The 19,216-nt window shown below is 70.5% G+C and carries 19 protein-coding genes and 1 riboswitch; of the genes, 10 read left to right on the top strand and 9 right to left on the bottom strand.

Features of this window, described 5'->3' with window-relative positions:
* Positions 1 to 79: 79 nt before the first annotated feature.
* Positions 80 to 889: a DeoR/GlpR family DNA-binding transcription regulator gene (locus HCR12_RS02030; RefSeq protein WP_166868967.1), complete on the bottom strand. Its 810-nt coding sequence runs from the start codon at positions 887 to 889 to the stop codon at positions 80 to 82.
* A gap of 52 nt (positions 890 to 941) precedes the next feature.
* On the opposite strand from HCR12_RS02030, the gene galT reads away from it, so the two are divergent.
* Both galT and galK read left to right on the top strand, forming a co-directional pair.
* Positions 942 to 2,027: a galactose-1-phosphate uridylyltransferase gene (gene galT, locus HCR12_RS02025; RefSeq protein ID WP_166868965.1), complete on the top strand. Its 1,086-nt coding sequence runs from the start codon at positions 942 to 944 to the stop codon at positions 2,025 to 2,027.
* Positions 2,024 to 3,190: a galactokinase gene (gene galK, locus HCR12_RS02020; protein WP_166868963.1), complete on the top strand. Its 1,167-nt coding sequence runs from the start codon at positions 2,024 to 2,026 to the stop codon at positions 3,188 to 3,190. The genes galT and galK overlap by 4 nt, the downstream gene beginning before the upstream one ends.
* A 78-nt stretch (positions 3,191 to 3,268) precedes the next feature.
* Here galK and HCR12_RS02015 read toward each other — a convergent pair whose 3' ends face one another.
* Complete coding sequence (locus HCR12_RS02015) at positions 3,269 to 4,549, bottom strand: hypothetical protein (protein WP_166868961.1); 1,281 nt, start codon at positions 4,547 to 4,549, stop codon at positions 3,269 to 3,271.
* A gap of 202 nt (positions 4,550 to 4,751) precedes the next feature.
* On the opposite strand from HCR12_RS02015, the gene HCR12_RS02010 reads away from it, so the two are divergent.
* A complete protein-coding gene (locus HCR12_RS02010; RefSeq protein WP_166868959.1) occupies positions 4,752 to 5,039 on the top strand; it encodes a Fe-S cluster assembly protein HesB in 288 nt (95 codons plus the stop codon).
* Between the two features lie 123 nt (positions 5,040 to 5,162).
* Here HCR12_RS02010 and HCR12_RS02005 read toward each other — a convergent pair whose 3' ends face one another.
* From HCR12_RS02005 to HCR12_RS01995, 3 genes are all read right to left on the bottom strand, one after another.
* Complete coding sequence (locus tag HCR12_RS02005) at positions 5,163 to 6,044, bottom strand: bifunctional methylenetetrahydrofolate dehydrogenase/methenyltetrahydrofolate cyclohydrolase (protein ID WP_166868957.1); 882 nt, start codon at positions 6,042 to 6,044, stop codon at positions 5,163 to 5,165.
* Positions 6,041 to 7,333, bottom strand: a complete 1,293-nt coding sequence (glyA, locus tag HCR12_RS02000; protein WP_166868955.1) for a serine hydroxymethyltransferase — start codon at positions 7,331 to 7,333, stop codon at positions 6,041 to 6,043. The genes HCR12_RS02005 and glyA overlap by 4 nt, the downstream gene beginning before the upstream one ends.
* Positions 7,334 to 7,375: 42 nt before the next feature.
* Positions 7,376 to 7,461: riboswitch (ZMP/ZTP riboswitch) on the bottom strand.
* 212 nt (positions 7,462 to 7,673) lie between these two features.
* On the bottom strand, positions 7,674 to 8,867 hold the full coding sequence (locus HCR12_RS01995) for an MFS transporter (protein WP_166868953.1): 1,194 nt from the start codon (positions 8,865 to 8,867) through the stop codon (positions 7,674 to 7,676).
* 72 nt (positions 8,868 to 8,939) lie between these two features.
* Here HCR12_RS01995 and purU point away from each other — a divergent pair, with 72 nt between their 5' ends.
* Positions 8,940 to 9,791 carry a formyltetrahydrofolate deformylase gene (gene purU / locus HCR12_RS01990; RefSeq protein ID WP_166868951.1) on the top strand — a complete coding sequence of 284 codons (852 nt, stop codon included), beginning with the start codon at positions 8,940 to 8,942 and terminating at the stop codon, positions 9,789 to 9,791.
* A 56-nt stretch (positions 9,792 to 9,847) separates the two neighbouring features.
* Complete coding sequence (gene nagA, locus HCR12_RS01985) at positions 9,848 to 10,984, top strand: N-acetylglucosamine-6-phosphate deacetylase (RefSeq protein WP_166868949.1); 1,137 nt, start codon at positions 9,848 to 9,850, stop codon at positions 10,982 to 10,984.
* A gap of 44 nt (positions 10,985 to 11,028) precedes the next feature.
* Here the strand turns inward: nagA and HCR12_RS01980 are convergent, their stop codons facing one another.
* The gene (locus HCR12_RS01980) at positions 11,029 to 11,814 is read right to left on the bottom strand and encodes a glucosamine-6-phosphate deaminase (RefSeq protein WP_166869056.1); all 786 of its coding nucleotides are present in this window, start codon (positions 11,812 to 11,814) and stop codon (positions 11,029 to 11,031) included.
* A gap of 345 nt (positions 11,815 to 12,159) precedes the next feature.
* The gene (locus HCR12_RS01975; protein WP_166868948.1) at positions 12,160 to 12,693 is read right to left on the bottom strand and encodes a dihydrofolate reductase family protein; all 534 of its coding nucleotides are present in this window, start codon (positions 12,691 to 12,693) and stop codon (positions 12,160 to 12,162) included.
* A gap of 139 nt (positions 12,694 to 12,832) precedes the next feature.
* On the opposite strand from HCR12_RS01975, the gene HCR12_RS01970 reads away from it, so the two are divergent.
* From HCR12_RS01970 to HCR12_RS01950, 5 genes are all read left to right on the top strand, one after another.
* Positions 12,833 to 13,285, top strand: a complete 453-nt coding sequence (locus HCR12_RS01970; RefSeq protein WP_166868947.1) for an FMN-binding protein — start codon at positions 12,833 to 12,835, stop codon at positions 13,283 to 13,285.
* 7 nt (positions 13,286 to 13,292) lie between these two features.
* Positions 13,293 to 14,153 carry an FAD:protein FMN transferase gene (locus tag HCR12_RS01965; protein ID WP_166868945.1) on the top strand — a complete coding sequence of 287 codons (861 nt, stop codon included), beginning with the start codon at positions 13,293 to 13,295 and terminating at the stop codon, positions 14,151 to 14,153.
* Complete coding sequence (locus HCR12_RS01960) at positions 14,150 to 15,652, top strand: FAD-dependent oxidoreductase (protein ID WP_166868942.1); 1,503 nt, start codon at positions 14,150 to 14,152, stop codon at positions 15,650 to 15,652. The genes HCR12_RS01965 and HCR12_RS01960 overlap by 4 nt, the downstream gene beginning before the upstream one ends.
* A 125-nt stretch (positions 15,653 to 15,777) precedes the next feature.
* A complete protein-coding gene (locus HCR12_RS01955) occupies positions 15,778 to 16,209 on the top strand; it encodes an Hsp20/alpha crystallin family protein (protein ID WP_166868940.1) in 432 nt (143 codons plus the stop codon).
* 57 nt (positions 16,210 to 16,266) lie between these two features.
* Complete coding sequence (locus tag HCR12_RS01950; RefSeq protein ID WP_166868938.1) at positions 16,267 to 16,839, top strand: YdeI/OmpD-associated family protein; 573 nt, start codon at positions 16,267 to 16,269, stop codon at positions 16,837 to 16,839.
* A gap of 30 nt (positions 16,840 to 16,869) precedes the next feature.
* Here the strand turns inward: HCR12_RS01950 and HCR12_RS01945 are convergent, their stop codons facing one another.
* Together HCR12_RS01945 and HCR12_RS01940 are read right to left on the bottom strand one after the other, a co-directional pair.
* Positions 16,870 to 17,862, bottom strand: a complete 993-nt coding sequence (locus tag HCR12_RS01945; RefSeq protein ID WP_166868936.1) for a malate dehydrogenase — start codon at positions 17,860 to 17,862, stop codon at positions 16,870 to 16,872.
* A gap of 80 nt (positions 17,863 to 17,942) precedes the next feature.
* Entirely contained in the window at positions 17,943 to 19,160 is a 1,218-nt protein-coding gene (locus HCR12_RS01940; RefSeq protein ID WP_166868934.1) for an NADP-dependent isocitrate dehydrogenase, read from the bottom strand.
* Positions 19,161 to 19,216: the final 56 nt, after the last annotated feature.

Below are 19,216 nucleotides of genomic sequence, written 5' to 3'. Positions count from 1 at the left end.
GTCCGGGTGCGTGACACCGCTTGCACTCGGGGCGTCGGTGAGGTAGCCGCGGCGTCGGGTCGGGATGCCTGGAGCGCGTTCAGGCGTCTGAACGGATCACGCGGGCTCCGCGCGCTTCGAGCGCGCGCGCGGTCGCGGCGGCGGTGTCGGTCCACTCTCCGGCCGTGACGAGGGTGGTGCGCTCGTCGACGACGCCGATGCCGCCGAGGTGCCGCTGGCCGAGCTTCGCCGACTCGGCGACCACGAGGTGCGCGGTCGACGCGGCGATCATCGCGCGCTTCACTCCCGCCTCGGCGAGGTTGAGGTTCATGACCCGCCCATCGGTGTCGATGCCGTTGCATCCGACGATCGCGAGGTCGACGTGCAGGTCGCGAAGGGTCTCGGTGGCACCGGGGTCGACGAGCGAATGCTGAAGGGGCCGGAGGGTTCCCCCCGTGAGTGCGACAGTGATGTGGGGCACGGCGGATTCGAGCGCGAGGGCGATCGTGAGCCCGTTGGTGATGACGACGATCTCGTCGAGGTCGCCGCGCAGGACCCGCTCGACGAGCGCCCGGGCCACCGCGAGGGTCGTCGAGCCGACGTCGAGGAGCACGCTCGTGCCGCTCTCGACGAGCGCCGCCGCTCGCCGACCGATCGCGCGCTTGCTCGCCGCGTCACGTGCGGTGACGCGCTCGAGGGGCTCTTCTCGGCGTCCGCCGGGAACCGGGAACGCGGCACCGTGCCCGCGCCGCACGAGGCCGGCCGCATCGAGGGCGGCGAGGTCGGTGCGGATGGTGACCTCGCTCACACCGAAGAGCGTGGCGGCGTCGGCGACGCGCAGAACGCCGTCCTCCCGGATGCGCTCGACGATGCGCGCCCGACGCAGATCTGCAGGCAGAGCGAGCTCCATCGCTTTCGTTTCCTTTCGGATCGACAAGGGTGACTTACGTTATCGTAAACCCATGTCCTCCGTCACTCGCCGCTCGACCCGCATGGCCGACGGCCGCGAACTGATCTACTTCGACGATGCCGACACCACGCTCCCCGCCGAGCGCCGTGTCGACGAGCGCACCCTCGACCCCCGCCCCGCAACGGCGACCATGCGTCAGGATGTGCTCACCGGCGACTGGATCTCCGTCGCGTCCGGCCGCAACAATCGCGTCTTCCTGCCGCCCGCGCACCTCGACCCGCTTGCGCCGCAGACGCCTGAGAACCCCTCCGAGATCCCCGACCTGTACGACGTCGTCGTCTTCGAGAACAAGTCCCCCTCGTTCGGTCCCGACAGCAGCGGCCCCCTCGCCCCGGTCGGCCGCGGCTTCGACCGCACCGCGCCGTCCGTCGGCCGCTGCGAGGTCGTGTGCTTCAGCCCCGAGTCGACCGGATCGCTCGGCACCCAGAGCATCAGCCGCATCCGCACCGTCATCGAAGCCTGGGCCGATCGCACGCGCGAGCTCTCGGCGCTCCCCGGCGTCGCCCAGGTGTTCCCGTTCGAGAACCGCGGCGAGGCGATCGGCGTGACGCTCGCCCACCCCCACGGCCAGATCTACGCCTACCCCTACGTGACCCCGCGCACCCAGTCGACGCTCGCCGCGATCGCCGAGCTCGGACCCGACCTCTTCCAGCGCATCCTCGAGAGCGAGCAGCAGGGGCCCCGTGTCGTGCTCGCGGGCGAGCACTGGACCGCCTTCGTGCCGTTCGCCGCACGCTGGCCCATCGAGGTGCACATGCTCCCCCACCGCCACGTTCCCGACATCGATGCACTGAACGATGCCGAACGGGACGAGCTCGCGGTGGTGTTCAAGCGCCTGCTGCTCGGCCTCGACGCCCTCTACGAGACGCCGACTCCGTACATCGCGGCCTGGCACCAGGCACCCGTGCACGAGGGCCGCGACGACGTGCGCCTCATGCTGCAGATCACGTCGCCGCGCCGTGCCGCCGATCGACTCAAGTTCCTCGCCGGATCCGAGGCCGCCATGGGCGCCTGGGTGGCGGACATCGTTCCCGAAGATGCAGCCGCGCGGCTGCGAGAGGCGGTTGCATCCGTATGAGCCACGACCTGCGCGACCTCGTCCGCTCCGAGTTCATCGAGGCGTTCGGCACCGAGCCGATCGGGGTGTGGTCCGCGCCCGGCCGCGCCAACCTCATCGGCGAGCACACCGACTACAACGACGGCTTCGTGCTGCCGTTCGCCATCGACCGCCGCACCTTCGCCGCCGTCGGCGTGCGCGACGACAGCCGCATCCGCGTCGGCTCGACGTTCTCGGATGAGATCGCCGAGATCGACATCGCCGAGCTCTCCCCCGAGAACGTGAGCGGCTGGGCGGCCTATCCGCTCGGCATCGCCTGGGCGCTCGGCCAGCTCGGCCACGCCGACCTGGCGGCTGTGCCGGGCGTCGACATCATGCTCGAATCCGATGTGCCGGTCGGCGCGGGGCTGTCGTCCTCCGCAGCGATCGAAGGCGCCGTCGCGATCGCGCTCGCGGAGCTGTGGCAGCTCGACCTCGACCGCCTCGAGCTCGCGCGTGTGGGCCGCACCGCCGAGAACGACTTCGTGGGCGCGCCCACCGGGATCATGGACCAGATGGCCTCGCTCCTCGGACGCGATGACGCCGCCGTGTTCATCGACTGCCGCACCCAGGAGGCCCAGGCGATCGACCTGGGGCTCGACGCCGAGAACCTTGCGATCCTCGTGATCGACACCCAGGTGGAGCACTCGCACGCGAACGGCGGATACCGCGAGCGCCGCGCCTCCTGCGAAGCGGGGGCCGCTGCCCTCGGCGTCGCATCGCTGCGCGACGTGTCGGTCGCCGACCTCGAGCGCGCCCGCACCATCCTCGACGACGTCACGTTCCGCCGGGTGCGCCACGTCGTCACCGAGAACCAGCGTGTGCTCGACACGGTCGCAGCTCTCGCATCCGACGGCCCGACCGCGATCGGCGAGCTGCTCGACGCCTCGCACCGTTCGATGCGCGACGACTTCGAGATCTCGGTTCCCGAGCTCGACCTCGCCGTCGAGACGGCTCAGGCGCACGGTGCGATCGGCGCGCGCATGACGGGCGGCGGATTCGGCGGAGCGGCGATCGCGCTCGTGCACGTCGACCTCGTGTCGCAGCTGCTCGTCGCGATCGACGGAGCCTTCGCCGAGCACTCCTTCGGGCAGCCGGTGATGTTCACGGTGTCGCCGTCGGCGGGAGCTCGTCGCGAGCTCTAGCCCTCCGCGAAGAGAACGAGGCGCCGGTCAGTCCCCCCGCCGACCGGCGCCTCCTTTCGCATCCGAGGCCGATCCGAGCTACGCCGCCCGGCGGCGCACCACGAGCGCAGTGCCGAGAGCGAGAAGCGCGAGCGCCGCCGCGAGCGCACCCGTGGCCAGTTCGACGCCGGTGCGGGCGAGCTGCGCCGCGCTGCGATAGGCGAGGCGCGTGGTGTCGGACACCTCTGCGGCGTCGAGCTCCGAGAAGGTGGCGAAGACCTGACACACCTCATCGACACCCGGCTGGTTCCAGCTCAGGGCGCTCCGTTGGGTGGGGCGTGCGGTCGCCGTGATCTGCACCGGCTCATCCGATGCGGGAGTGACGCGCAGCACGATGCTCGCGGAGTCGGCGCCCACGGCCACGGTGAGCGTGGTGCCGCTGAGCGCCGCGTCACCCGAGACGACCTCGACGCTCGCGCCCCCGGTCACGTCGAGTCGGATCGGCTGCTCGTAGATGTTGGTCGTGAGCGTCGCCACAAGCGGGGCCCCAGGCACCTCGGGAGCGCCCGCCTCGTCGAAGTCGAGCGTCACCTCCGGGGCGTCGGGGATGAGCGCCAGCAGACGCTCCTGCTCCTCCGGCGGCATCGATGCCGCGCAGGTCGCGCCGCGATCGTGCTCGTAGTCGTACTCGGTGAAGGCGGTCACCGGGTCGGTGATGCACCAGATGAGCACCTGGAGCGACATCCGCTCGTACGACCCCGCATCGGCGCGCGCCTCGGTGGCTCCGTAGTCGTAGTAGCCGACTCCCGAGTACGACGGAACGCCGTTGCGGATGAGGTATGCGATGAGCCGCTCCTGGTCGGTCGTCAGGTCGGCGTTCCCGCCGACGGCACGATGACCCGGGATCACGTTGCCCGCTTTGTCGAGCAGGTTCCCGTCCGCGTCGGCACCGGAGCATACCGAGCGCCAGATGTGCGTGCAGAACATCCACTCCGAGACAGGGCCGCCTTCGCTCTCGACGTAGCGGACGCCGCACACGGGCGGGTAACCGTCTGTCTCGTTGCTGCCGAAGGCGTCGTAGAGCGCGACGACGTGACCCGCGTTGTAGTCCGCGAGGCGCGGGCCCCACACCCGGGTGAGATCGGGCACCGGCCCGGGCACCAGCGGGGAGCCCGCGTCGTCGGGATCCTGGGGCACGCGCGCGTCGGTGGGATCTTCCACGGTGTCGCCGACGCACTGCTCGGCGAAGAACTCGCTTGCAGGCACGGGCGGCACGTCCGCGCGGGCGGCCGGCGCGGGCGACAGCGGCGCGACGACGAGTCCTGCCCCCAATGCGACGACCGACACAGCGCTGAGAATCTGCGGGAGGCGGTGGTTCATGAGAAGACTCCTCGGGTAGCGGACTACATGTTACATCACCAAGGTGAGGCGGATTCGTCTCCCCCTGGACGGGGCGCACCTTCGTGCGAGGTGCATGAGCCCTGGCAAACGGCTCCGCATCGGGACGACGCGCGCGCCGAGGGGTTGAGGCGAGGGCGGATTCTCGGCAACGTGGCCGGTCCATCGAGAAAGGGGAACACCCATGCTCACTCTCACCGAGACCGCCGGCACCGTCGTGTCGGAGCTCGTCGCGCGCGTCTCTCCCATCGAGACAGCGGGGATGCGAATCCAGCAGGGCGAGGACCGCTTCAACCTCGCCGTCGCCGAAGCACCCGACGTCGCCGAGATCGTCGTCGAACGAGGGGACGCGCGCGTCTTCCTCGACGGGCAGCTCGCCGCCATCCTCGACGAGATGACCCTCGACGCCGTCATCGAGGAGACCGGCGACGTGCGCTTCGCACTCAAGCCCCAGGGCGTCTCGCAGGGCTGACGACCCACGAGGTGTCAGTTCGTGCCGCGTGGCGAACGCCGGACGCGGCACGAACTGACACCTCAGGAAGGCCGAAGGCCCCGCCGCGGATGCGGTGGGGCCTTCGTGCGAATGGAGCGCGCGTCAGCGGGCGGCGCGCTCCGCAGCGTCCACGACGTTCGCGATGAGCAGGGCACGCGTCATCGGTCCGACGCCGCCGGGGTTCGGCGACAGCCAGCCAGCGACATCCGCGACATCCGGATGCACGTCGCCGTGCAGGCGCGCACGACCCGACTCGGTCGTGCCGACGCGCGTCACGCCCACGTCGAGCACGGCAGCGCCCGGCTTGATCCACTCGGCCTGCACGAAGTGCGGCACACCGAGAGCAGCGACCACGATGTCCGCACGGCGCACCTCGGCGGCAAGATCCGCGGTGCGCGAATGCGTGAGCGTCACCGTCGCATCCACGCCCTTGCGGGTGAACACCAGGCCGAGCGGGCGGCCCACCGTGAGGCCGCGTCCGATGATCGTCACGTGCTTGCCGGCGATCGGCACGTCGTGGCGACGCAGCAGCTCGACCACGCCAGCGGGCGTGCACGGCAGCGGCGAATCGAGCTCCCCGTCGACACCCAGCACGAGACGGCCCAGGTTGGTGGGGTGCAGTCCGTCGGCATCCTTCGCGGGATCGATGAGCTCGAGCATCGCATTCTCGTCGATGCCCTTCGGCAGCGGCAGCTGCACGATGTAGCCCGTGACCTCGGGGTCGGCGTTGAGACGCTCGATCGCTGCGCGCACATCCGCCTCGGTCGCATCCGCCGGGAGCTCCTCGCGGATGGAGCGGATGCCCACCTCGGCCGAGTCGCGGTGCTTGCCGCCGACGTAGCTCACCGAGCCCGGATCGGAGCCCACGAGCAGCGTGCCGAGACCGGGCACGATGCCCTTCTCCGCGAGCGCCGCCACGCGAACCTTCAGCTCGGCCTTGATCGCCGCCGAGGTGGCGAGGCCGTCGAGCAGCTGCGCGGTCACGCCCAGCTTCCCGGCGACGTGAGGCCCTCGTAGAGGGGGAACTTGCGGGCGAGCACCGTGACGCGCTCGCGGAGCGCGGCGAGGTCGGCACCCGGCTGCAGCGCGAGGGCGATGATGTCAGCCACCTCGGTGAACTCCTCATCGCCGAAGCCGCGGGTCGCGAGCGCCGGGGTGCCGATGCGCACGCCCGAAGTGACCATCGGCGGGCGCGGGTCGTTCGGAACCGAGTTCTTGTTGACCGTGATGCCGGCCTCGTGCAGGCGGTCCTCCGCCTCCTGGCCGGTGATCTCCGAGTCGCGCAGGTCGACGAGCACCAGGTGCACATCCGTTCCGCCCGTGAGCACCGAGATGCCCGCGGCCTTCGCGTCATCCTGCACGAGACGCTCGGCGAGGATCGCGGCGCCGCGCAGGGTGCGCACCTGGCGGTCGCGGAACTCGTCGGATGCGGCGAGCTTGAACGCGGTCGCCTTCGCGGCGATCACGTGCATGAGCGGGCCGCCCTGCTGACCGGGGAAGACGTTCGAGTTGATCTTCTTCGCGATGTCGGCGTCGTTGGTGAGGATGAAGCCCGAGCGGGGGCCGCCGATCGTCTTGTGCACCGTCGAGCTCACGACGTGCGCGTGCGGCACGGGCGAGGGGTGCAGGCCCGCAGCCACGAGGCCGGCGAAGTGCGCCATGTCGACCCAGAGGGTCGCGCCCACCTCGTCGGCGATCGCACGGAACGCGGCGAAGTCGAGCTGGCGCGGGTAGGCCGACCAGCCGGCGATGATGACCTGCGGCTTCACCTCGAGGGCGCGCTCGCGCACGACATCCATGTCGACCTGGAAGGTCTCCGGGTCGACGCCGTAGGCGTGGGCCTCGTAGAGCTTGCCGGAGAAGTTGAGCTTCATGCCGTGGGTCAGGTGGCCGCCGTGGGCGAGCTCGAGGCCCAGGATGCGGTCGCCGGGGGTCGCGATCGCCGACAGCACGGCGGCGTTGGCCGAGGCTCCCGAGTGAGGCTGCACGTTGGCGAACGCGGCGCCGAACAGGCTCTTCGCGCGCTCGATCGCGAGCGACTCGGCGACGTCGACGTACTCGCAGCCGCCGTAGTAGCGACGGCCGGGGTAGCCCTCGGCGTACTTGTTGGTGAGAACCGAGCCCTGCGACTCGAGAACCGCGCGCGGCACGAAGTTCTCGCTCGCGATCATCTCGAGCGTGTCGCGCTGGCGTGCGAGCTCCTGCTCGAGCACTGCTGCGATCTCGGGGTCGACCTCGGAAAGAGGTGCGTTGAAGGTGGATTCAGCGGACACTGGCGCTCCTTATGCTCACGAGAAAACTACCCGGTGACGGGGGTGGACGGCCCAGGCGTACGGCCATCATTCACGTGTTCGCCGCTCCCCGATGGTGACCCATCCGAACGCCAGTTGCGACGCGACCAGTCTACGCGACGCATGTGAGGGATCACTCCGTCGGATGACGGCGGATGGGTCGGCTGGCTCTCTGCGAGCGAGCGGGGCCAGACCCCGCGCCCCTGACAACGCGCGGAGGGGTCGCAAATGACGGCCGACACGCCGTGGCGAACGTCATTTGCGACCCCTCACCGGAGGAACGGGCTGCCTGAGCCCCATCGCAGGGCGGCGGGCCGAGGGGTCAGCGCCGTACGCGCATCCGCTCGCGACTGGCGAACAGCGCCACGAAGAAGCCCACAGCGACGATGCCCGCCGCGATCCACGGAAGCGCCTGCATGCCGAGACCGTCGATGATGAGCCCGCCGAGCAGCGCGCCGCCGCCGATCGCGGCATTGAAGGCGATCGTCAGCCATGCGGCGGCGTAATCGCGGATGTTGGGAGACGCGGCGTGGAGGTTCCGCGCGTGCATGAGCGCGGGGAAGCCGCCGAAGCACGCACTCCACACGATCATGCCGATCGTCACGGGAATCGCCGACGTGCCGAGCCATGCGAGCGCGGCGATCGACAGCGAGACTCCCGCGACCGAGATCGCCACCGTCGCCCGCGGGTAGCGGTCGCCGAAGGCACCGCCGAGCGCGAGACCCACCGCCCCCGCGGCGCCGTAGGCGAGCAGCAGAGCGCTCACCCACTCCGGATCCACATGGCCGATCTGGATCGACCACGCCGCGATGTAGGTGTAGAACGCGTTGTGGCCGATCGCGACGACGAGCACCGTGAGGGCGACCGCGAGCACCGCCGGAAGCGTGCGGTCCTTGTGGGCGGGGACCGCGATCTCCCCGGTCGCGAGGCGCACGAGGTGCGACACCGGCGGCAGGTACACGACCACGAACACCGCGAACACGAAGACGATCACGGCCATCGCCGCGAACGCCATCCGCCAGCCGAGCGCGTGCCCGAGGAAGGTGCCGAACGGCACGCCCAGGATGAACGCGGCCGTTCCTCCCGCGTTCGTCACCGAGATCGCGCGGGCCAGCTGATGCCGGGGCACGAGCAGGGCGGCGTACGGACCGGTGACGGCCCAGAAGAGGCCGTGGGCGGCACCACCCAGGATGCGGGCGATCATGAGCATCTCGTACGACGGCGCGATCGCACACAGCACGTTGGTGATCGCGAACACGGCAAGCAGCGCCACCATGAGCCACTTGCGCGAGTACGGGCGAGTGAGCGCCGTGAGGGGCGCCGTGGTGAGCACGACGGTTCCCGCGAACACGGTGATGAGCAGGCCGATCTGGGATTCGCTGACGCCCAGCTCCGCCGCCATCTCGGGCAGCAGACCGGTCGGCAGGAACTCGCTCGACACCGACGCGAAGATCGCGCCGGAGAGCACGAGCAGCTTGAAGTAGGGGAAACCGCCGGCGTCGTTCGTACTGCTCACCGGGAGAGCATACGCGCGACCATGCCTTCAGCAGGAGAGTGGATGCGGCGCGACGCAATAGGCTGAAGGGCTATGACCGCCAACCACTGGACCCTCACCATCGTCTGCGAAGACAAGCCCGGCATCGTGCACGCCATCAGCGGAGCGATCGTGGAGGCCCAGGGGAACATCACCGAGTCGCAGCAGTTCTCGAGCGACGACACCGGCACCTTCTTCATGCGCCTGCAGGTGGAGTCCGACACCGAGCGCAGCGCGTTCGAGACGGCTCTCCAGCCCGTCGTCGACCGGTACGGGATGACGTGGACGATCGACGAGGTGGGCCGGCCGCTGCGCACGCTCGTGCTCGTGTCGAAGGCGGGCCACTGCCTCAACGATCTGCTGTTCCGCCAGCGCGCCGGGCAGCTGGGTGTCGACATCCCGCTCGTGCTCTCCAACCACCCGGACCTCGGCGACATGGCGGGGTTCTACGGGGTTCCGTTCGAATCCCAGCCGGTGACGAACGCTGAGGAGAAGGCCGCGTTCGAGCAGCGCATCCTCGACGTCGTCGAGGAGCACGACATCGAACTCGTCGTGCTCGCGCGCTACATGCAGATCCTCTCCCCCGAGCTGTGCGACCGGCTCGCCGGCCGCATCATCAACATCCACCACTCGTTCCTGCCTGGCTTCAAGGGCGCCAACCCGTACAAGCAGGCGCACGCCCGCGGCGTGAAGATCATCGGCGCGACGGCGCACTTCGTGACGAGCGACCTCGACGAGGGTCCGATCATCGAGCAGAACATCGTGCGTGTGGATCACTCGCGCACCGTGCAGCAGCTGGTGGCGATCGGCCAGGACGAGGAGAGCCGCACGCTCACGCAGGCCGTGAAGTGGTTCTCGGAGGACCGCGTGCTGCTCGACGGCGCGCGCACCATCATCTTCCGCTGAGCGGGGCGCCGCGGGCCTGCGCGGCAGCAGTGGGGGGCGGGTTCTACGCTGAGCGTGTGACGACGCTCCTTCACTCCGCCCTGGTCACCGACGAGCGCGGCGAGACCCCCGACGGCTGGGTGCTGTTCGACGGCGATGCCATCGCCGCGGTGGGGCGCGGATCCGGTCGCCCGGCCGCGGATGAGACGGTCGATCTCGCGGGCGCGCGGCTCACGCCGGGGTTCATCGACATCCACGGCCACGGGGGCGGCGGGCACGCGTTCGATGACGGCGGCGATGAGCTGATCGCCGCGCTCGCGACGCACCGCGCACTCGGCACCACGCGATCCGTGATCTCGCTCGTGGCCAACCCGCTCGTCTCGCTGCGGTCGAGCCTCGCGGAGATCGCAGAGCTCGCGGGCTCCGACCCGCTCGTGCTGGGCTCCCACCTGGAGGGCCCGTTCCTCGCCGCCGAGCGTCGGGGCGCCCACAATGCGGACTTCCTGCGCTCGCCGGACCCGGAGGACGTCGACGGGCTGCTCGCGGCCTCGCACGGCACGCTGCGGCAGATCACGATCGCCCCGGAGCTGCCGGGTGCGATGGATGCGATCGAGGTGTTCGTTCGCGCCGGGGTGCGCGTCGCGGTGGGCCACACGGAGGCCGGCTTCGAGACGGCGCGGCGCGCGTTCGACGCGGGGGCGACGCTGCTCACCCATGCCTTCAACGCCATGAACGGCATCCACCACCGCGCCCCGGGCCCCGTAGTCGCGGCGCTCGAGGACGAGCGCGTGACGCTCGAGCTCGTGCTCGACGGGCACCACGTGCACGAGTCGGTTGCCGCGGTTGCGCTCCGGGAGGCTCCCGGTCGCGTCGCGCTCATCACCGACGGCATGGCCGCCGCAGGCTCGGAAGACGGGGACTACCGCATCGGCTCGCTCAACGTGACGGTGCGCGACGGCCTCGCGCTGCTGTCCGGCACCGACACGATCGCGGGCTCCACTCTCACCCTGGATGCGGCGCTGCGCCGTGCCGTGAACGTGGTCGGGCTGTCGTGGTCGGTGGCCGTCGCCGCCGTCACAGCGGTGCCGGCGCGCGCGATCGGCGAAGGCGAGCGCCTCGGTCTGCTCGAGCCGGGCTACGCCGCGGATGCGGTGGCGCTCGACGCCGAGGGCCGCGTCACCGCGGTGTGGGCCGCGGGCGCGCGCCTGCGCTGAGCGGAGCCCGCCACGTTGTGCTCAGTCGCACCTGACGGACGGGCTCAGCTCGCCCAGTCGGGGCGGTTGTCCCAGGCGAAGCGGTAGTAGTCGGCGAATCGCAGCTTCGAGGCCGCCGCCTCATCGAGGATCACCGTCACCTCCGGGTGCATCTGGATCGCCGAACCCGGCAGCGACGCCGACACCGGCCCCTCCACAGCCCCGGCCACGGCATCCGCCTTCGCCTCGCCGAACGCCAGCAGCACGAGCTCCCGCGCATCCAGGATCGTGCCGAGGCCCTGCGTGAGGCAGTGTCGCGGAACGTCGTCCAGCGAATCGAAGAACCGTGCGTTGTCGATGCGCGTCTGCTCGGTGAGGGTCTTCACGCGGGTGCGCGACGCGAACGACGATCCCGGCTCGTTGAAGCCGATGTGCCCCGTGCGCCCGATGCCGAGCACCTGGATGTCGACACCCCCGGCCGCGGCGATCGCGGCCTCGTAGCGCTGTCCCGCGGTTGCGATCTCCCCGCCGTCGTCCCCAGGCACGCGGACGAGGTCGGGATCGAGGCCGAGAGTGTCGACGACTTCGCGCGTGATCACCGCGCGGTAGCTCTCCGGGTGGCCTGCCGGCAGGCCGATGTACTCATCCAGCGCGAACCCGCGCACCCGGCTCCAGTCGAGCTTGCGGCGCGACAGCGCCTCCCATACCGGCAACGGCGTGGATCCGGTTGCGAGGCCCAGCACCGCCTCCGGCTTGGCTGCCACAACCCGCGCGATCAGATCCGCAGCGAGCTCACCCGCGGCCGCCTTCGCCTCCGCGGGGGTTCCGGGCAGGATCACGACTTCAGCCATCAGCACTTCCTCGTACATGGTTCGGTTCGGTCGCAACGGGCGGGGCCCCCACGAGCGCGGCCCCCACAGCCGCGGCCGGGAATGGGCGGGCAGCAGCCGCAGCCGCTCCCCGAGGCCCAGCGTAGCGACGAACGTGGAGTCGCTCTCCCACTGGGCGATCACGGCCAGCACGCCCTGCATGAGCTCGTTGCCGAGGCGGCTGATGCCGCCGCCGATGACCACGTGCTGGGCGTCGGCCGTGAGCACCTGGAACGCGCGGAGGGCCGCGGCGTTGACGTCGTTCTCGACGCGCACGTCGACCCTTAACAACCTCGTGACCTGGGGTGCTCGCGCCCCCTTCACGGCTTATTCGGCGGGGGTCACCACCCGGTAGCGCGCACACAGGAATCCGCCATTGCGCGCGTGATCCACGAGCTCCAGGTCGAGCGACCGGGGCAGCAGCGGCTGCCCCTCCGCGATCGTCACCGGGGCGAACTGCACCCACACCTCGTCGAGCAGGCCCGCATCCGCGAACTGCCCCGCGAGGTCACCGCCGCCCACGACCCACACATCGCGCCCCTCCGCAGCGGCGATCACCTCCGCGTGCACCGCCGCGACGTCACCCGACCGGAACCGCACATCCGCGCCATCCGGCACCGGGAACTCCCGATGCGTGAGCACGAAGGCCGGCTGCGTGTACGACCAGCCCGCGTCGTGCTCCAGCACCCACGCGTACGTCGACGCACCCATGATGAGCGCCCCGATGTCGGCGACGAAGCTCTCGTAGTTCATCGGCCCGTGCTCGTCGAACGGCTGCTTCAGCAGCCAGTCGAGCGAATGGTCGCGCGTCGCGATGAACCCGTCGAGCGTCGACGCCGTGTAGTAGTGAGTCCTCGTCATGCCGCGACGCTACGCACCCCCACCGACACCCCTCCCCCTTGAGGTGTCAGAACACGCCGCATGCGGGCTGCGCCATACGGCGTGTTCTGACACCTCGGCATCCAGCGTCGTCCAAGGGGGCGCTGAGAGGGTGGACGTCATGACGCCTTCGAGCCGCGCCGCCCACTCCCCGCTCGCCCGCACCGGCGCCCTCGCCGCCACCAGCCTCGGTCTGCTCACACTCGCGGGCTGTGCCCCCACCGGGGGAAGCACCACCCCGCTCACGACCGACGGTGCCACGGGAGCCGACTCCGCCTACGCCGACGGCACCTACAGCGCGGAGGGCGGATACGTCTCGCCCGGCGGCCAGCAGAAGGTCGCCGTCGAGCTCACCCTCGAGAACGACATCGTCACGGCCGTGACGGTGACACCCGAGGGTCAGGACCCGCAGTCGCTCCAGTTCCAGGAGAAGTTCGCGGGCGGCATCGCGGACGCGATCGTCGGCCAGGACATCGACACCCTGAACGTCTCGCGCGTCGCCGGGTCGTCGCTCACGAGCGGCGGCTTCAACGACGCTCTCGCGACCATCAAGGCCGAGGCGCTCGCACCCTGAGCCGGCCGTGATCGCCGACCCCCTGGCGCACGCGTGGCACTTCGCCGCGATCGGCACCCCGTGGCGCATCGACACCGAGATGCCCATCCCGGATGAGGTGCGTGCGTCGATCGCCCGACGCATCGCCCGCTTCGACGCCGACTGGTCGCGCTACCGCGACGACTCGCTCGTCGCGGTCATCGCGCGCACGCCCGGCCGCCACCGTCTGCCCGATGACGCGGGCCCCCTGCTCGCCCTCTACGCCGAGCTCTACACCGCCACCCAGGGACGCATGTCGCCGCTCGTCGGCGGGGCGCTCGCGGCAGCCGGGTTCGGGCCGCGCCTGCCGGGCGCTGCCGACGCCATCCCCGCATGGGCGGACGCGCTCGCCTGGGACGGCACGCACCTCGACACCCTGCGCGGCGTCACGCTCGACGTGGGCGCGGCGGGCAAGGGCCACCTCGTCGACATCGTGAGCGCGCAGCTCGCCGACGCCGGATTCGCGCGCCACGTCGTCGACGGGTCGGGTGACCTCCGCATCCGCGACGTCCCCATGCGGATCGCGCTCGAGCATCCGGGCGACCCGACGAAGGCGATCGGCGTCGCGGAGCTCTCGGAGGGTGCGCTCTCGGCGAGCGCCGGCAACCGTCGCGTGCGCGCCGACGGACGCCACCACATCCTCGATGCCGTCACCGGGCTCCCCGTGCGGGATGTCGTGGCGAGCTGGGCGGTCGCGGCTGATGAGCTCACCGCCGACGGGGCCGCGACGGCGCTGCTCGTGGGCGTCGATGACGCGTGGCTCGCACGGCGGGGCGTGGAATGGGTCAGGATTCTGCAGGACGGCACGATCGAATCGAGCCGCGACTTCCCCGGAGAGGTGTTCGCATGATCGACCGCATCGACCGCGCGCTCGGGCGCATCCCGATGTACCTGCTCGTGATCGCCGGTCTCACGACCCTCGGCGCGCTCGCGCTCGCGCTGTCGATCGCGGGTGCTCTCGCGTTCTCCCCGCTCGCGCTGCTCGCGAGCGCGGCGGTGCTGCTCGCGACGTCGTGGATCGCGAACGAGGTGCTCGCCCGGATCGTGCGCACGCGTCCGCACGCACCGTCGTGGATCATCACCGCGCTGCTGCTCGCGTTCGTGCTCGAGCCGACGCTCACTCTCGACGGGATGCTCGGTCTCGCCTTCGCCGCTGCGATCGCGGCGGCCTCCAAGTACGTCCTCGCGTGGCGCGGACGCCACCTCGCGAACCCCGCCGCGGTCGGCGCGCTTGCGGCGGGGCTCCTCGGGGTCGCGTTCCCGTCCTGGTGGATCGGCACGGGCCTGCTGCTGCCGCTCGTCGCGCTGTTCGCGCTTGCGATTCTGCACCGCACGCGCCACCTGCCGATGGGTCTCGTCTACGTGCTCGTGGGCGGCGCGGTCACGACGGGTCTCATGCTCGCGTTCGGGTTGGATGTCGGAACGGCGCTGTCGTTCGCGTTCGCCTCCTCGCCGCTCGTCTTCGCGGCGGGCTTCATGCTGAGCGAGCCGCTCACACTCCCCCCGCGGCGCTGGCAGCGACTGCTGGTCGCGGTCGTCGCCGCGCTGCTCGCGACCGTGCCGTTCACCCTCGGGCCGCTCCACGCGACTCCCGAGCTGGGCCTCGTGGTCGCGGGGGTCATCGGGTTCGCGTTCGGTCAGCGGCGCGGGCTGCGTCTCGAGCTCGTGGACTCGCGGATGCTCACACCGACCGCGTGGGAGTTCCGCTTCCGCGCGCGGCGCCCGCTGCGTGTCGAACCCGGCCAGTACCTCGAGATCACGGTGCCGCACGCCCGACCCGATTCGGCGGGCACGCGCCGCGTGTTCTCGGTGGCGTCGGTCGACGGCGATGAGCTCACGATCGGCGTGCGCATCCGCGATGACGCCTCGAGCTTCAAGCGCGCTCTGCGGGCGCTTGCGCCCGGCGCACGGGTGCACGCGACGGGTGTGTGGGGCGACTTCACCCTCCCCCGCCGCCGCGAGGCGCGGCTCGCGTTCGTCGCCGCGGGCATCGGGGTGACGCCGTTCATCGCGCACCTGCGCCACCTCGCGGCGGCGGGCCGTGCCGGGGATGCGGTGCTCGTGTACGCGGTGCGCTCGGCCGCCGAGCTCGCCTACCGCGACGAGATCGCGGCGTCCGGGTGCGCGGTCGTCCTGCTGTGCCCGGAGGATCCGGGTCCGCTCCCCGAGCGCTGGGTGTGGGCGGGCGCATCGGAGCTCACGGCCGACGTGGTGCGCTCGGCGATCCCGGATGTCACGGAGCGCACGGTGCTGCTCTCGGGCGCGCCGAACGACGTGGCGCGACTGCGGCGCGAGCTGCGGGCGGTCGGGGTGCGCCGCGTCCGCACCGACGTGTTCCTCGGCTACTGATCCGGCGCTGTCAGACCCTCTGCAGCACTCGGCGAGCGCGTTGGCACTCTCGCCCCGAGAGTGCTAGAAAAGTGTCAGATGGAAGTTGAGTCACACCGACTCACGTGCAACCGGAGGGAGAGACCATGAACATGTCCTTCGACCCGTTTCGCGAGCTCGACCGCATGGCGAGCCAGCTCCTCGACACTCGCCAGGGCCCGCGGCTGATGCCCGTCGACCTGCATCGCAACGGCGACCACTACGTCCTCGCCGCCGACCTGCCGGGTGTCGACCCGGGCAGCATCGACATCGATGTGGACGGTCAGCTGCTCACCATCCGCGCCGAGCGCACCGCCCGCAGCGACGACGGCATCCGCTGGATCAGTCGCGAGCGCCCCACGGGCTCGTTCCTGCGCCAGCTCACCCTCGGCCAGGGCATCGACACCAGCGCCATCTCGGCCAACTACGAGAGCGGCGTGCTGAGCGTCGTCATCCCGATCTCCGAGAAGGCGAAGCCGCGCAAGATCTCGGTGCAGACGAACGCCAAGCGCGAGCAGCTCGAGGCGAACGCGAAGTAGCCCCATCACGACCGGACCCCGGACCCACGCTGTCCGGGGTCCGTCATATCGTGAGATATGTCGTCGTTCGCCGAGAAGCCGATCCTGCATTTCACCTCGCCTCGGCAGTGGGAGCAGTTCCTCGAGGACGATCCGCCCGTCGACGGCGTGCGACTGAAGATCCTCAAGGCGAAGGCGACCGAGCTCGGGATCACCCGCCAGGAGGCGCTCGATGTGGCGCTGTGCTTCGGGTGGATCGACGGTCAGGCGGGCGCGTTCGACGACCAGTTCAGCCTCCAGGCGTACACGCCGCGCCGCTCGCGCAGCCCCTGGTCGCAGATCAACCAGGAGCATGTGGCTCGTCTCATCGCGGAGGGGCGGATGCGGCCCGCCGGTCAGGCCGAGATCGACCGCGCGAAGGCCGACGGCCGCTGGGATGCCGCCTACCGCCAGAAGGATGCACCCGTACCCGCCGAGCTGCAGGCGGGCCTTGATGCGAGTCCGGCGGCGGCGGCCGCGTTCGCGGCGCTCACCGCGCAGAACCGGTGGGCGTTCATCTTCCGCGTGACCCATGGAGTCAAAGCCGAGACGCGCGAGCGTCGGGCCCGCCAGTTCGTCGCGATGCTGGAACGCGGCGAGACCTTCCACTGACCCCGAGCGGCGGCCAGCGCGGCCGCGCCCCTACGGCAGCAGCCCGAGCGCACGCACCGCGTCGCGCTCCTCCACAAGCTCCGCGACCGAGGCGGCGAGGCCCCGGCGCACGGCATCCGACTGCGGAAGCCCCGCCACGATCTCCCAGCGCCCCGCGACCGAGCGCGCGGGGAACGAGCTGATGAGCCCGTCGGGTACGCCGTACTCGTCGCGGCTCATGAGGGCGACCGACACCCAGTCGTGGCCTGGCGTGCCGAGCACCCAGTCGCGCATGTGATCGATCGCCGCGGAGGCTGCGGATGCGGCAGACGAGGCGCCGCGCGCCTCGATGATGGCGGCGCCGCGCGTGGCGACCGTGGGCGCGAACTGCTCGGCCACCCATACGGGATCGAGCTCCACCGGCTCCCCGTCGAGTTCGACGTGCGACGGATCCGGCACCTGCGTGGAGGAGTGGTTGCCCCACACGGTCATCCGGCTGAGCCGGCCGACGCCCACGTCGAGGTGGGCCGCAAGCTGCGCGAGGCCGCGGTTGTGATCGAGGCGCGTCATCGCGGTGAAGCGCTCCGACGGCACATCCGGTGCGTGGCGCGCGGCGATGAGGGCGTTCGTGTTGGCGGGGTTGCCGACGACGAGAACCCGGATGTCGTCAGCTGCATGGTCGTTGATCGCGCGACCCTGAGGGCCGAAGATGCCCGCGTTCGCCTCGAGCAGGTCACCGCGCTCCATGCCCGCCGCACGCGGCCGGGCACCGACGAGCAGCCCCACGTTCGCGCCGTCGAAGGCGGCCGCCGCATCGTCGAAGACGTCGACCGCGTCGAGGAGCGGGAACGCCGCATCCGCGAGCTCCATCGCGGTGCCCTCCGCCGCCGCGACGGCCTGCGGGATCTCAAGCAGCCGCAGCCGCACAGGGCGATCGCCGAGCATCGCACCGGATGCGATGCGGAACAGCAGGGCGTAGCCGATCTGGCCAGCTGCTCCCGTGACGGTGATGGTGACAGGCGCATTCGCCGTGGGGTCGCTCATGCCCCCCACGCTACGTTCCGGATACGACGAAGGGCCAGGTCTTTCGACCCAGCCCTTCGTGCGGTGCTGCGAGGCTCAGCTCACGCCAGACGCGCCTTGAGGTTCTCGTCGAGCGTCGCGAGGAAGTCCTCGGTGGTCTGCCATTCCTGGTCAGGGCCGACGAGCAGCGCGAGGTCCTTGGTCATCTTGCCCGACTCGACGGTCTTGATGACGACGTCCTCGAGGGTCTCGGCGAACGTGATGAGGGCCTGGTTGCCGTCGAGCTTGCCGCGGTGCATGAGTCCACGGGTCCACGCGAAGATCGAGGCGATCGGGTTGGTGGAGGTGGGCTTGCCCGCCTGGTGCTGACGGTAGTGACGCGTGACGGTGCCGTGCGCGGCCTCCGCCTCGACGATCTTGCCGTCCGGGGTGGCGAGCACGGAGGTCATGAGACCGAGCGAGCCGAAGCCCTGCGCGACGGTGTCCGACTGCACGTCGCCGTCGTAGTTCTTGCAGGCCCAGACGTAGCCGCCCTCCCACTTCATGGCCGAAGCGACCATGTCGTCGATGAGGCGGTGCTCGTAGGTGAGGCCCGCGGCGTCGAACTGCTCCTTGAACTCGGCGTCGAAGATCTCCTGGAAGATGTCCTTGAAGCGGCCGTCGTAGGCCTTCAGGATGGTGTTCTTCGTGGAGAGGTACACCGGGTAGTTGCGGGCCAGGCCGTAGTTGAGCGAGGCGCGCGCGAAGTCGCGGATCGAGGCGTCGAGGTTGTACTGCACCTGCGCGATGCCGTCGCCCGGGGCCTGGAAGACCTCGAACTTGAGCGGCTCGCTGCCGTCTTCGGGGGTGAACTCGACCGTGAGCGTGCCCTTGCCCTCGAAGAGGAAGTCGGTGGCACGGTACTGGTCGCCGAACGCGTGACGGCCGATGATGATCGGCTTGTTCCATCCGGGCACGAGGCGCGGGATGTTCGAGATGATGATCGGCTCGCGGAAGATCACGCCGCCGAGGATGTTGCGGATGGTGCCGTTGGGCGACTTCCACATCTTCTTGAGGCCGAACTCCTCGACGCGGGCCTCGTCGGGGGTGATGGTGGCGCACTTGACGCCGACACCGTGCTTCTGGATCGCGTGAGCCGCGTCGATCGTGACCTGATCGTCGGTCGCGTCGCGGTTCTCGATGCCCAGGTCGTAGTACTCGAGATCCACATCGAGGTACGGGTGGATGAGACGGTCCTTGATGAACTGCCAGATGATGCGGGTCATCTCGTCGCCGTCGAGTTCGACGACCTTGCCTTCAACCTTGATCTTTTCGACCACGTGGGTGTCCTTTCGCGTGTACGCCGCGAACCAGACTACCGCGAGTGCGAGTTATC

It is taken from the genome of Salinibacterium sp. ZJ70 (assembly GCF_011751865.2).
Taxonomy (GTDB): Bacteria; Actinomycetota; Actinomycetes; order Actinomycetales; family Microbacteriaceae; genus Homoserinibacter.
Note: the sequence above shows the minus strand (reverse complement) of the source record. Positions and strands in the feature narration are given on the sequence as shown.